This is a genomic window from Paenibacillus sp. J5 (assembly GCF_054955055.1).
Window position 1 is genome coordinate 25776 of record NZ_JBUEDD010000014.1, and the last position, 14186, is coordinate 39961.

Genomic DNA, 14186 nt, shown 5'->3' on the forward strand with positions numbered 1-14186 from the left:
ACGATCTGTTGTGATGCGCTCTGTTGCGGGATGTTGTCCCGCTTATTCTCATTGTAAGGGGTGTTGCTACGCCATTAAAGCGCTTCATTTTTCAGATGAATGTCCGGTTTTTTTAGACGACTGCTGTTGAAAACGCAGGACAACCCGTGTCCCTTCACCCGGTCGGCTCCACACCTCCAGCGAGCTATCCTCGCCGTAATACAGCTTCAGCCGCTCCTTCACATTGCCCAGACCGAAGCCCTGACCGATACGCTCCATATCATCGATGCCTATCCCGTCATCCTCCACAGTGAACAGCAGCCAGCCTCCCTCACGCACTCCCGTCAGCCGGATCGTTCCCTCGCCCAGCTTAGGCTCCAGCCCGTGATAGATCGCATTTTCCACCAGCGGCTGCAGCAGCAGCTTGAGCATCTCCATACCCAGAATCGATTCCTCCACCTGCTCGATATAGCGGAACCGCCCATTGTATCGGATGTTCTGTATGCGCAGGTAATGCTCGATATGCTTGAGCTCGTTGTAGACGAGGATCGTCTCCTTGCCCTTGTTCAGACTGAGCTTGAAGCTCTCTGACAGCGATTCGGCCATCTGCGCTACCTGCTCATTATGCTGCAGGATCGCCATCCAGTACATCGAGTCCAGTGTATTGTACAGAAAATGCGGCTTGATCTGCGACTGCAGCGCTCTCAGCTCGGCCTCCCGTTCCTTGAGCTGCGACTGAATCAGCTTGGCGGTGAGCTCGTCATTCTCATACGCAATCCGCCGGAACGTCTCGCCGATCACACCCACCTCATCCTTCGCAAAGCTGTCGGGGAACTGGCGCGTGCCCAACGTCCAGTCCAGCATCATCTTCTTCAACCGCAGCAGCGGACGTGTAATCGTGCCGGAGAGCAGATAGGACAGCAGCAGGGCAATGACGGCGATTCCCGCGGCAATAGCTGTCGTCGCCCAGCGAATCGTCTGCGATTGCTTAAGCAGCTCCTTCTCCTGCACGACATGGACAAAGGTCCAGCCTGTCGTATGGTTATAGAGCGGATTCACCAGGTAGCCCTGCCCCTCCAGCTCACGGATCGTCTGCGGAATATCTCCGGTTAGCGGTGTCGGCGCTGATGCCGTCCCCTTCTGGTTGAATACGACAGAGGTCGCGCCATCCTTGGTCGCCAGTGTCAAGTAAGAGCCATAATCACCGGGCATACCGAATACTTTGCCGAAGATGCCCTTGGAGACGTTAACGACAAGGATGCCAATCGGCGCTCCGTTCGTATCGCCGGCATCGCGGAACAGCTTGACCGTCGAGAACGAGTCATCTGCCTCCTCGAACACATCCTTAGGGTAGTAGACCACCTTGCCGTTGCCGTCATACGCGCTGCGATACCAGTCGGAGGCGGTGATCCGGCTAACCTTGTCCGCGCCTTCATAGATGCCGGCATCGTCGGATCTGCCCGAGCAATAGGTCTGGAATTGCAGGTCAAACAGGCAGATGGACTTCACATATCGGGTATCGGCATAGCTGCTGCTGATTAGCCGTTGCAGCCGTGTGGACATCGTGACGCTCTGACTGTTGGGCTGTAGCTGAGGATCGCGTCCTGTCACTCGCATCTCGTCGCGGATCGCCTCGTTCACCACGATGGAATAATGCAGATTATTAATGTTGCGAAATAACAGATCAGCGATCTCACTGGAGGTGCGCAGCCGATCAATATTCGATGTCTTGTTCATCGTAACAACGGTATCGCGGGCGATATTAAATGAAATAAAGCCGACGAGCATAATAGAAGGCACCGACAGTACAATCATCGCGGCGAGGATGCGGCTGCGGATTCGGGTCATACGGAATCGTTGTCTCCACTTGATGTTCAGCATAGCGCTTCGCTCACTTTCCGCCCTGCCGGGCATCCCGATACTGTCCAGGTGTCATGCCGACGATCTTCTTGAACAGCTCTGTAAAATGTCTGTAGTTCAAATACCCCACCCGCTCGCTTACCTCCTGAACACGCAGCCCGGAGCGCAGCAGCGACTTCGCATGCTCCATACGCAGACGGGTCAGATGCTTGATATAGGAGATGCCCATCTGCTCCTTAAACAGCAGGCTGAAATAGGCCGGATTCAGTCCCACATGCTCCGCCAGCTCCTGCAGCGACACATCCTGTCCATAGCGCTCAGTCATATAGTGGAGCGCCTTCTCGACTGCAGGGTGGCGCTGGCTGCGCCTCCCCCCTGCCACCCAGGAGAGCAGCGCCTCCAGCTTGGCGCGCAGCCAGCGGAACATCTCCTCGCGCGCGTACATCTCATGCAATTCAAGATGGTGTATCTCCGCCAGCCCCGGCGGTTCGCCACCAGATTCGCGGGCAATCTCCAGCGCGAGATAGAGCAGCTTGAGCAGCTCCTGCTCCACCCGCTCAGGCGGCAGCTTCTGCTCCTCTGTCCATGCCTCGAAGCCGTCCAGTGCTTGTTGCATGCCTTCACGGTCTCCCGTGCGCAAGGAGACGATCACCGCTTCCTCATGCCGCGGCAGCTCGGCCAGCATGGAGGACCCGTCCCGCCCCTCCACATCCTCTATCCGCGTCCAGCCGTTCTCCTCCAGGAACAAGCCATAGCGCAGCGCCCGCAGCGCTTCGCGATAGCTGCGGGTCGCCTCCTCCAATGAAGCATAGGTTCGACCGGAGCCGAGCGCCGTCCGTGCTGTGCCCCCAGGCTCCCCGTCTACTCCCGCTTGCTCAGAAGAACCGGCTGTGCTATTCCCGGCAGCCCCCCTGCCAGACGGCGGTGACGCTCCCTGCGCCATATTCCCCGTACCGAGTGCCCCTGATATTGCGCCTGCCGTTCCAGACGCCAGCTCTGTAGAACTCGTGACATCAGCGACTTCAGCGACTTCAGCGGCTTCGGCGACTTCAGCGGCTTCAGCCACCGCCTCCGGCCCAGTCACAGTCACAGTCTCAGCACTGGACACAAGAAGAAGCGCATCCCATAGCGCTTCCGGTGGAAGCTCGCGGTGAAGCACCAACGATACATATTCGTTGCCGTTCGTCACCCGAATCACGTCATAGGAGGCGTGCTCTGGAAGCTCAGCGTGCTGCTCCCGGAAGGCGATTGCAGTCACACCCGCAATCTCTCCAGCCGCTAGGCTGCCGTATACCTCCCGCCACTTGGCGGCAGCCCTGCTACCTGCGAGCAGCAGATCCAGCGTCGCCTTCTCAAGCAGCTCGCTATGGCTTGAGACCAGCTTCTGCTTCATCTCCGTATAGGCCTGTTCCCTGTCTATGCGCTGAATCGTCTTACGGAGCACCTCTTCAATCTTCGCTACCGTAATCGGCTTCTCCAGATAGTCGACCACGCCGAGCCCGATCGCACGGCGCACATAGTCGAACTCGTTGAAGCCGCTGAAGACGATAAACATCGTCTGCGGCAGCTCAGAGGCTGCCGTCTCTATTAATTGCAAGCCATCCATCCCCGGCATCCGAATATCGGTGAGTACGATGTCTGGTCGGCTGTCCCGAAGCAGTTGCAGCGCCGTCAGTCCATCCGCTGCTGTGCCTGCCAACTGGACACCGTAACGCTCCCAGTCAATCATGCGTCTGAGCCCTTCCAGCACAATATATTCATCATCACATATAACCGCTTTCAACATGACAATCCCCCCCTGCTGCTGCTCTCTCGTTCCGATTGTTGGCTTGTTCACTGCGAGCCTGTTGCTCTGCATTACCCACAGTATACAGGCTGGAATCTGTTCTTATCCAGCGTATACGAGCGGTAAAGATATGCCTATGGCGGTTATTTTTGGCTGATGTCCGATTTTTTTGGGATGGGCAGGACACCTTGTAACAAGACAGGCCAGGTTCCTCGGAAGGAACCTGGCCTGCTACTTTATCACGTAGCAAAGCATCGCACGCTGGGTGCTATGCGCGGTGCTAGGTAGTATAAGTTAGGTCGGGCGGCTGAAGTAGCGCATCGCAGGCGAGCGCCGACTCGAAGTCCAGCACCGTCAGCCCGCCAGCATGCCACGTCGTATAGGTCAGCGTCACCCTGCGGTAATCGATGGCGATGAACGGATGGTGCTGCATCCGCTCCGCAGCCTCCGCCACGCGCACCGTGAAGGCAACCGCCTCAGGGAATGAAGCGAACAGGTAGCTGCGCCGTATCCGCTTCTCTTCCTCCCTCGTCCATCCAGGCAACAACGCCAGCTCCCGCTCGATCTCGGTCTCGCTCAGTCGTTCCGCTTTTGCCATTACATCCGCTCCCCTTCCCTTAATGATGCTTGCTTCATCGCAGCTTGCTTCTCCAAGCATACGTCATATTACCATTCCATCTTGGCATGAGCCTAGCACAGGAGGCGGGTGTGGTTCAACCGTAAACTTCGACAGGGTAATCTGACTTGGCGGCAGCTTCTTAGTCCTCTCCCATAGAACGTGACCAGTCCGTCCTTCCGAAGAAACGATAATACATAAAGAAAAGGACAGCGATAAAGATGATAACGAAGACGAAAAATTCGATCCTGTAGCCATATCGATAAAAAAACGTGCCTGCTACTGGCCCGATCGTCATCCAGACATAGCGACAAAAGTTGTAGACTCCCGTTGCGGTTGCTCGATGATTCGGCATTTCATTGGCCAGTATCGTGATCTGAACGGGCAGCGATAATCCAAGGCTCAAGCCAAACATGGCCAAGCTTATTACCATCGCGGGGATCGACAACGATGCCGTCAACGCGAACAGCAGTACGGACATCATATTAAACGATGCTAACAGCAACAGCAGCTTTTTGGCTTCGACATGCTCCTGCACACGTCCGCCAACCATGCTGCCGATGACGATACAGACCGATATGGGCAGAAACAACCACCCGATGCGGCTTGGCGTCAGGGCATATACATCGACCATAATGTTCGGAAGCAGAACAAGCAACGTATAGAACACCGCGTATTGAACAGAACCCAGTACAACAATCGCCAGTCCGATGCGGTGAGTCAGAACCGCCGTCATCTGCCGAAGCCGGAATTGACCGCCATCGACATGGGCAGCCCGGGTCTTTGGCAAACCAAAAAACATCACCAGCCAAAACGCTAAACTAATGGCAAACAGAAGCCAGAATAAACGATCAACACCGTAATGTTGTCCCACAATACCACCCACGACCGGCCCCAGACCGGGCCCCATGGCCACCAGCATTTGATAGATCCCCATAGAGCGTCCCCGTTTGTGCCCTTCAAACAAATCTCCGATGATTGTAATCGCCGCTACCGATCCGGCAGCAACCCCCATGGCCTGTAGCGCCCGAAATACAAGCAACTGCGTGACCGTCTCAGACAGGGCCGCGCCGATCGTTGCGCATACATAGAACATAAATCCAATCAACAATAATTCGCGCCTTCCAAATCGATCCATCAACGGCCCATATACGAGTTGCATACAAGCAAAAAAGATCGGATAAATGGCTATCGTTAAATTGACAGCGTCTTGAGAGGCTTGAAGCTGCTTGGCTAATTCCGGCAGCAACGGCGAATAGATGGTTTGTGTGAATGGGCCAAAAAACGCTGCCATCGAAACCAGATATACCAAAAACGTTTTGCGCATCTCTTCCACCTCCATAAATCTCTATTTACAACGCTTATCATACAAAATATACTTACAAAAGATAAGTACACACTTTTTCGTGTTAAACTTACCGGAAGGGAAGTGTCATTATGGAAACGCCTGCTATTCAATATGAATTCAATGGAAAGACGTATCAATGTCCAATCGAGCTTTCAGTCTCTCTCTTCTCCGGAAAATGGAAAACAACAATTATATGCAAATTAATGGATGGCACGAAGCGATACGGAGAATTGAAGAAGCTCATCGACGGAATTAACCATAAGATGCTTGCCGAGCAGCTTCGCGAGCTCGAACAGGCAGGAATTATTAACCGTAAGGTCTACCCTGTCGTCCCTCCCAAGGTTGAATATGCTCTAACCGAACTGGGCGAACAATTAAAGCCAGCCATCCGGCTCTTGCAGCAATGGGGCAGTCAGTTCGGGACGGAGCTTCCTATTGAGAGCCCGGCCCCTATCTCCATCCCATTATCCGTGGATAGCTAGACCGCTCCTAGCTTCCTCTGCCAACAAACAGCACAAAGGCAGCCTTGCGCATGATGAACATGCCAGGCTGCCTTTTTCAGCTCACTTACTATACTGTAAGTATCCACCCGAAAAGTGCGTACTTACTTTTATAAAGTAGATTGATTATGATGTAAAGGGTAAACAAACAAACTGCGAATGGAGAGATGTATATGAAAACATTGATTATCGTCGCTCATCCCGATCTGGCCTCATCTCGGATTAACCAAGCTTGGGAGCAAGAATTGCAGCGCCATGATCATATTACCGTGCACGACCTATACCGCCAGTACCCCGCTGGAACGATCGATATAGGTCATGAACAACTGCTGCTGGAGCAGCATGACCGTATCATCTTCCAATTCCCACTGTATTGGTATAGTAGCCCGCCACTGTTGAAATGGTGGTTTGACACTGTGCTCCAGGCAGGATTTGCCTATGGACCCGGCGGAAGCAAGCTGCAAGGAAAACAGATTGGCGCTGCCATATCGACTTATGGTACGGCTGAATCTTATCGGCCATCCGGATCCAACCGCTTCACGATTGAGGAGCTCCTGAGACCTCTGGAGGCGCTGGCTCGTTATGTTGGTGCAGACTATCTGCCTCCTTATTCGCTTCATGATGCTTCTAATATAACAGAGGAGCAGTTGGAGCAGAGCCAGTTACAGTATCTCCAGTATGTCAACGCTCCTGCTGTGCAAGCCGAAGGTCAACACATCTCCTCTTGATGCCTTCTGCGACTCGGCTCCCTCCACGGTGAACCGTCCAGCCAGCCGAACGACTCAGGAAGGGCTGCCTCAGGTCTCTTGTCTTGACCTGAAGCAGCCCTTCGCGTGCATTGCGACATAACCATGACGGTGAACGCCCATCTGAGAAGGAATATTCTCAGACCGTTGCCTAGGCACTCTCGGCTCTACCCCCAGCAGGCTGCTCCCGCTTCCGCTCATACGCCTGCTCGTGTGAGGGCGAGACCAAGAACAGCCCGAACCCGGTGCAGCTCCACCTGCACTTATTGCTCATGCCAAGAGGATGAGCGGTCTGAGAACAGAATTACGATAGCTCAGAGCCACTGCGATGGCCATACCTAGAATGGAGTATTTGTGACCGATTAGGCAGGTACGGCCTATTCCAGATTACATATAGACTCGCCTACCCACGCTCTCCGCTCATTTGTCTCCTGAAGGCTGCCACTGCCAGACACCCGATAGCAAGCACATAGCCAGACACCCATAGCAGATGCGGCCAGTACGCACTCCAGTCTCCGATTACGGCCGCTCTGCCCGCCTGTACAGCATGCACAAAGGGCAAGACATCGGCGATTCGCTTGAACCAGCCTCCGACCATTTCGAGGTCGAACCAGGTACCGCTCAGCCACGCAGATACATTAATCAGCAAGGCGCCACAGACGCCGCCAACCAGCTTGTCGCTCAGCACACTGCCTGCCCACAGCCCGATCCCGATGAAGAGCATCCCGGTTGGCAGCATTGCCAGGAGAGAGAGCACCGTCTGGAACGTCAACGGCAATCCGAGGAAGATCGCACCTGCATAACTGATCAGCAGTTGAGCCATAGCGATCGGAAACATCGGCAGCAGGTAGCCCAGGATATAATCGCGTGAAGGCATTGGTGTCGTGAATAGGCGCAGCAATAGCGACGTCTCCCGATCCTTGGCGATCAGCATCGCCGCGAATAGCGACAGAAATGAGAAGCCAAATACGACGATTCCAGGAAATAAAGGCTGAATCTCAAATATGGAGGCTGGAATGTGACTCTGTAATGCCGTTATTATCCCCAGCAAGATCAGGGGGAAGCCAATGCCAAAGGCCAGATTGAGCGGCTCTCGCCTGATTTCCTTCCAGTTGCGTCTTGCCAATGCCATCCATCTCATCCCACTCGCTCCCTCCTTTCCCTGGTCACAGCTACAAAAGCCTCCTCCAGTGAAGGGGTTCCTGTGCGACTCATCAGCTCCGCCGGGGTACCCAGCTCAATCATCTGTCCGCCCACCATAATGCCGACCCGGTCGGCTAGCTCCTCGGCTTCCTGCATATAGTGTGTCGTCAGCACCATCGTGATGCTCCCCTTGAGCTGGCGAATGCTTGCCCATAGCTCCCGTCTTGCCAGCACATCCAGCCCGAGTGTCGGCTCATCCAGAAATAGCACCTCAGGCTCTGGCAACAGCGCCATCGCCAGGCTCAAGCGCCGCTGCATCCCGCCTGACAGCCTCTTGCCACGGACATTGGCGGATTCCTCCAGTCGGAACGTCCGCAGCATCTCCTGTATTCTCCGTGCTCCTGCGCTCGCTTCCAGTTGATAGATACCGGCAATCAGCTCCAGGTTTTCGCGAACGGTCAAATTTCTGCCAATCGCACTCTCCTGAGGAGAGACACCGATGCGCTGCTTGCAGGCCTGTGCCTCGCTCACAATTGAATGCCCCAGGATGCGCGCCTCACCTGCCGTCGGCATCACCAGACCCGTTAGCAGCTTGATGGTCGTCGTCTTGCCAGCTCCATTCACACCCAGCAGGGCGAACAGCTCCCCTCGCGGAATCGCCAGCTCCAGCTCCTTGACCGCATGATGCTGCCCATACGACTTGGACAAGCTCCGTGTCTCGATCGCTAACATCGTTAGTCCTCCCTCTGTGCGTCCGCTTGCAGCACACCCTTAGCGAATTCTACATACTGCTCCCGTCTCACGAGTGCCAGACCGCTCTCTTCATCCCCTAGCAGCAGCCAATAATCCCCAGGCACGATGCCGAACAGCTCGCGCGCTGCCGCAGGCAGGACGATCTCCCCCTTCTCCCCAACCTTCACCATGCCAAACATATGCTTGCCCTTAGGCCCTATGCCGATCCCTAATGCTTCCTCCTCATGGTGCACCAGATCATCCAGCGTAACCTCGTACATAGCTGCCAGTGCCTTGCAATGATGAATATCCGGCGTCGTCTCCCCGCTCTCCCACTTGGCAATGGCCTGCCGGGATACGCCAATTTCATGAGCGACATCCTCCTGAGTAAACTTATGGAAGCTGCGCAGCCGCTTCAAATTTTGATGTATCATACGCTCCTCCGCCTTTCCAACTGCGTATTCTCCTCGCTGCCTCTTCCTATATCTTACAGCAAGCCAAGTGGGCGTACCACCACCCGATACGAACACAGCATGTTGTGACAGGTTGACAGCCGTTCTGTCAAGGGTACCTCCGTTCCGATTCGTCTTCATCTGATTGTAAGACCGATCACAATCTGGTTTATCACACGATTTTTCCTTGTATTTTGATTGCAATTAGATCGACTTAGCCCCTAAAATAAATGCATGGAACCATGCGAATCTTATCGCTGTTCATGAGACTTCCGGCTCATCGTGGCGGGGGAGAGTCTATCACTCTTGCCTGCGGCTGCTCATGAAGGGAGTAATCTATATTATCCAGTACGCTGACAGTCGAGGTGTCACCACATGAAAGGTATACATTCCCATAATATCCAGTCTGATTATACGCAGCCATCAAAGGAGTCGGGAGAGCTGCTGACGCTCAGGCAATGGATGAACCGGCGGCAGGAGAGCTTGCCTCAGACATGGATTCAGATGGCTCGGTCCATAACCGCCAGTATCGGAAAGCTGCATCAGCAGCACAAGCTACATCTCGCACTGCACCCTGAGCTAATCGCTGTCACGCCGGACGGACGGCAAGCAGAATTGCTCGATCACGGCTTGGCAGCAAGCATTCAGGCAGGGGAAGGGGCTCCCCCGGCGGCAGGAAGCTTACCTGCTGCTGCGCTGCCCTATTGTTCACCAGAGAATACTGGCCGGATGACCCGCACTGTCGATGAACGGAGCGACCTCTATTCCCTTGGCGTACTTCTCTACGAGCTGCTCGCTGGACATCGCCCCTTCGAGGCGGATGATCCGCTGGAATGGGTCTACAAGCATCTCACCCATAGCCCCCCACCCCTTCACAAGCTACCGCTTGCTGAAGAGCTTGAACCGATCATCATGAGGCTGCTGGAGAAAAACCCGGATCGGCGCTACGCCAGCGCTGCGTTCCTGCTCGCCGAGCTGGACAAGATCGGTCGTCCGCAGGAACGGATCGCCGCCAAGAGGGGCTTTTACGGAAGAGAGCAGGAGCTGGCTCTGTTATCGCAGGCCTTTCACTCCGTCTGTCTCGGCTCCTCGGAGATTGTTCACATCTGCGGCGCTGCCGGCATCGGCAAAACCAGCTTGATGGAGGAGCTGTTCCACAGGCATCAGCATGAACGGCCCTTCTATTATATTGTCGGCAAGTTCGACCCGCTCTCGACAGACAGTCCGTACCGGCCGCTTATGCAGGCCTTCCGCGGGCTCATGAGGCATATATTGGGCGAGCGCAACGAGCAGGTAGAATGGTGGAGAGAGCGCTTGCGCCAGGCGCTTGGGTCTGGCGCGGGCGTGATTGCCGAGATGATCCCGGAGGCGGGCTTGCTCCTCGGCACTGTACCGGAGGTTGAGGAGCTGCCTGCGCATGAGTCGAAGAAACGCTTTGTCTACACCTTTCGGAAATTTGTGCAGGCGCTCGCTTCCAGAGAGTACCCGCTTGTGCTATTTGTCGATGATCTGCAATGGGCAGACGCCTCCTCGCTGCAATTAATTCATGCGTTAGTCAGCGATTCGGAATGTCAGTACGTCTTGCTCGTCTGTGCCTACCGCGACAGCTACGTTCGCTTCCGAAATCTGCCCGGATATGAGCAGGATGGCACGGTGGCCAAGCAGGTGATGGTTCATCATCTCCAGCTCGAACCGCTCCAATTGGAGGAGATGAACCGGATCATGATGGAATCGCTCCAGCAGCCTGAACAGGCCACACTGTCCTTAACCGAGCTGCTGCACCACCAGTCGGGCGGTAATCCGTTTCATCTGGAGCAGCTAATACGTCGCCTCCAGGATGACCGGATATTGAGCTATAATGACGAATTGCGCTGCTGGCAATGGAATCTGGGACAATGGCTGGAGAACTCGCCAGGGTATACACTGCATGAGCTGGTGGAGCACAAGCTCATGCATCTGCCCCCGCTGGCACAAGAGCTGCTCCGTATCGCCGCTTGCCTGGGCACCTCCTTTCACCCGCTCGTTGCCAGCCTTGCTGCTGGCCTGGAGGAGGAGGAAAGCCGCGCGCAGTGGGACAGACTAGAGGCTGAAGGGCTAATTATGGCGGACGAAGCTGGCCTGCTGCGGCTGGCGCATGACAACATTCAGAAGCTCGTCTACCAGAATATGGATCATGGTCACAGACAAGCCTTGCACCTGGCGATCGGACGACTATTGAATGGAATGGAAGCGCGCGGAGAACGGCTTCCTGCCGCCGATTGGAGCGAGCGACTGTACGATGCGGTGAACCATCTGAACCGGGGTGCAGAGCTGATCAAGCTCGAGGAGGAGAGGCTGGAGCTGATCAAGCTGAACCTCAAGGCAGGACAGCGGGCCAAGGCGACATCCGCCTATGACATTGCGCTTAGCTATTTTGCAAAGGGTACAGAGCTGGCTGGGCCCGTCTATTGGGAGCAGCAGTTCGAGCTCATGTTCGAGCTGCACGCCCAGCAAGCAGAATGCGCGTATCTGTGCGGACATGCTGTCCAATCCGGCCTCAACATCAAGGAGCTGCTGGAGCGAGCGCGCACACCACTGGAACGGAGCCGCATTCAGATGATCCTCATCACGCAGTTGATTAACCAGGGCAAGTATCTGGAGGGGACGAGGCTCGGCCTGCAAAGCCTGAAGGAGCTGGATGTCATTATCCCTGCCGATCCCGGGGGCCTGATGCTCGCGATGGAGATCAAGCGGACAGAGCTGCTGCTTCGCAAGGGCGCGGACAAGCTGGAGCATATGGAGGAAATGACCGACCAGGAACGGATTGCCGCGATGAATCTACTGTTTGCGGTCATTCCATCCACTTTCTTCACAGATAAAAAGCTGTTCTTCCTGCTCGTCTGTCGCGCTGTTCAATTAAGCCTCAAGTACGGCAGCACCCCGGCGACGACAGCGATCTACTCTGCCTTCAGCATGCTGCTTGACCAGGCATTCCAGCAGCCTGAGCAAGCCTATGCGCTCTGCAAGACTGGAGTGGAGCTGTCTGAACGCTACGGTGTTGCTTCCGTGACCAGCAAGACCTACACAATGCTTGGCGGCGTCCTATGCCAATTCGCTGGCGATGCGCGCGAAGGGGACCGCTATCTGCAACGCGCGGCCCAACTGGGTATGGAGTCGGGAGACTATGTGTTTGCCAGTTTTGCAGCCGGTGCGCATGTCAACTCTCTGTATACTCGTGCTCCACTTGACGAATTAGCTCGCACCATTGCTGACTATATGGCCATCCTGGATACCACGAATGATGAGTTTGTGCGGCAAAATTTTCATCTGTACCAGCAGCATATTCTTGCACTCAAGGGGCGGACAGAGGCGCCGGACTCGTATAACAGTGTCGGGTTTGATGAGGAGCAATATGTCAGCCGCATCCGCAAGGAAGAAACGTCGAGCACCTCGTTGTTTCAGTACCATACGTACAAGGTGCAGCTTTACTATCTGCTTGGCCGCTACGAAGAGGCCAGGTACTGGGCGGAGCAGGCTTCACGCTATGAGAGCTATGCTACACACTTGCCTCATTTGCCGGAGTGCCGCTTCTATGGCCTCCTGGCCGCCATGTCCGACTCCGGGCAATCGCGGGGCAAGCTGCGGGAGATTAAGCGCGAGCTGCGTCGCTTCCTGCACTGGACACGCTGGGGGGCTGCGAATTACCGCTCCAGATATGAACTGCTGCAAGCCGAATACGCCCGGCTCCAGGGCGAGACACAAGCGGTCGAAGCCCTGTATGATCAGGCGCTGCGCGAAGCTAGGGAACACGGGCATCTCCATGTCATTGCCCTGGCGAGCGAGCGGGCAGCGAGGTATTATCAGGCGGCTGGCAAGCTGAAGACGGCGCTGTTCTATCTGGAGACGGCCATGGATAGCTATGCTCAATGGGGTCTGGAGGTTAAGCTATCCGAGCTCCGTGGATGGCATAGCCAATGGTCGAGCGCGGAACCGCGCCAGCAGCTCCCGGCGCGCACTGCATCGCCACAAGACAGTCGTCCAACCTCTGCTCTGCTTCACGACGCTGCCCAGCTTCGTGACGCTGTCCCGCTTCGTGACGCTGCGTCGCAATCCGCGGTGATCGCTCCGCAGCAGACGGGGGGAGCCGCCGAAGCACTGTCACTGCAAGAGGCCGATCTGACGGCCATCCTTCGAACGACACAGGCGATCACGAATTCAATGGATCTGTATGCCCTATTAAATGAAGTGCTGCGCACCATCCTTCAATATGCCGGAGCAAGCAAGGGAGCGCTGTTGACCGTGAACAAGGATAGGCTCTACGTGCAAGCTTACGCGAATGGTACGGAGAGCGGACTGCAACCGCCCGCAGAGCTGGAGGACAGCCTGCTGCTGCCGGAGGGCATCATCCGCTATGTCTACCGGACACAGGAGGATGTGCATTATTCCGGGGATGGCGGCAGTTGGCTATCCCTTAACCCGTATTTTGCCGCACAGCGGCCACAGTCCGCGCTCTGCATACCTGTCCAGGTGCATGGAGCGGCACTAGGCGTGCTTTATCTGGAGAATGAGCTAGCCAAGGGGCTCTTCCCGCCTGAGCGCAGGTCTGTGCTGCTTGCTATGGCGTCTCATGCCCTCTTCATCTGTATGCTCCAGCACACTCATGTACAGGAGAGCATGGATGAGCAGCATGAACAGCATGAGCTGGAGGTGCAAGCGCCGATGCCTGCGAACATGATGGAGGAGCCGCTTACAGACCGAGAGCTGGAGGTGCTGACACTGCTCGCCAAGGGGCTGTCCAACAAGGAGATCGCTGAACAGCTCATCATAGCAGTAGGCACCGTAAAGGTGCATGTGAAGAACATCTTTGCCAAGCTTAAGGTCAATCGGCGGATGAGTGCCGTGGCTCAAGCGAAGGAGCTGCGGCTGCTAAAGGAGGGAACACGGGGGCATTAACCTCTTCCCTGTCGGACAGCCCTGAGGAAGGCGGCTATGTTATATTGCTTCTATATAACGGAATGGGGCAGGCCTGGCACTGGAGATGCCAG

Annotated in this window: 10 protein-coding genes; 3 read left to right on the forward strand and 7 right to left on the reverse strand. The window is 55.6% G+C overall.

The features are described from left to right. Positions 1–84: 84 nt before the first annotated feature. The 4 genes from ACY1JZ_RS22525 to ACY1JZ_RS22540 form a co-directional block, all read right to left on the reverse strand. Positions 85–1860: a cache domain-containing sensor histidine kinase gene (locus ACY1JZ_RS22525; RefSeq protein ID WP_270168184.1), complete on the reverse strand. Its 1776-nt coding sequence runs from the start codon at positions 1858–1860 to the stop codon at positions 85–87. Positions 1861–1870: 10 nt separating this feature from the next. Then, the gene (locus ACY1JZ_RS22530; protein WP_462631025.1) at positions 1871–3625 is read right to left on the reverse strand and encodes a response regulator; all 1755 of its coding nucleotides are present in this window, start codon (positions 3623–3625) and stop codon (positions 1871–1873) included. A 280-nt stretch (positions 3626–3905) separates the two neighbouring features. Then, positions 3906–4223, reverse strand: coding sequence for a 4a-hydroxytetrahydrobiopterin dehydratase (locus ACY1JZ_RS22535; RefSeq protein WP_462631026.1), 318 nt, complete (start codon positions 4221–4223; stop codon positions 3906–3908). 160 nt (positions 4224–4383) lie between these two features. Continuing rightward, the gene (locus ACY1JZ_RS22540) at positions 4384–5568 is read right to left on the reverse strand and encodes an MFS transporter (protein ID WP_462631027.1); all 1185 of its coding nucleotides are present in this window, start codon (positions 5566–5568) and stop codon (positions 4384–4386) included. A 110-nt stretch (positions 5569–5678) separates the two neighbouring features. Between ACY1JZ_RS22540 and ACY1JZ_RS22545 the strand changes: the two genes are divergently transcribed. Both ACY1JZ_RS22545 and ACY1JZ_RS22550 read left to right on the forward strand, forming a co-directional pair. Beyond that, positions 5679–6071: a winged helix-turn-helix transcriptional regulator gene (locus tag ACY1JZ_RS22545; protein WP_462631028.1), complete on the forward strand. Its 393-nt coding sequence runs from the start codon at positions 5679–5681 to the stop codon at positions 6069–6071. A gap of 191 nt (positions 6072–6262) precedes the next feature. Beyond that, positions 6263–6817 carry an NAD(P)H-dependent oxidoreductase gene (locus ACY1JZ_RS22550; RefSeq protein ID WP_462631029.1) on the forward strand — a complete coding sequence of 185 codons (555 nt, stop codon included), beginning with the start codon at positions 6263–6265 and terminating at the stop codon, positions 6815–6817. A gap of 421 nt (positions 6818–7238) precedes the next feature. Here ACY1JZ_RS22550 and ACY1JZ_RS22555 read toward each other — a convergent pair whose 3' ends face one another. Genes ACY1JZ_RS22555 through ACY1JZ_RS22565 form a run of 3 tightly spaced genes read right to left on the reverse strand, consistent with a single transcriptional unit; the run spans position 7239 to position 9144 of the window. Continuing rightward, positions 7239–7976: an ABC transporter permease gene (locus ACY1JZ_RS22555; protein WP_462631030.1), complete on the reverse strand. Its 738-nt coding sequence runs from the start codon at positions 7974–7976 to the stop codon at positions 7239–7241. Continuing rightward, positions 7973–8710 (reverse strand): ABC transporter ATP-binding protein, encoded by a 738-nt coding sequence (locus ACY1JZ_RS22560; protein WP_462631031.1) that lies wholly within the window; start codon positions 8708–8710, stop codon positions 7973–7975. Before ACY1JZ_RS22560 ends, ACY1JZ_RS22555 begins: the two co-directional genes overlap by 4 nt. A gap of 2 nt (positions 8711–8712) precedes the next feature. After that, entirely contained in the window at positions 8713–9144 is a 432-nt protein-coding gene (locus ACY1JZ_RS22565) for a helix-turn-helix domain-containing protein (RefSeq protein ID WP_462631032.1), read from the reverse strand. A 393-nt stretch (positions 9145–9537) separates the two neighbouring features. Between ACY1JZ_RS22565 and ACY1JZ_RS22570 the strand changes: the two genes are divergently transcribed. Then, positions 9538–14094 (forward strand): AAA family ATPase, encoded by a 4557-nt coding sequence (locus ACY1JZ_RS22570; protein WP_462631033.1) that lies wholly within the window; start codon positions 9538–9540, stop codon positions 14092–14094. Positions 14095–14186: the final 92 nt, after the last annotated feature.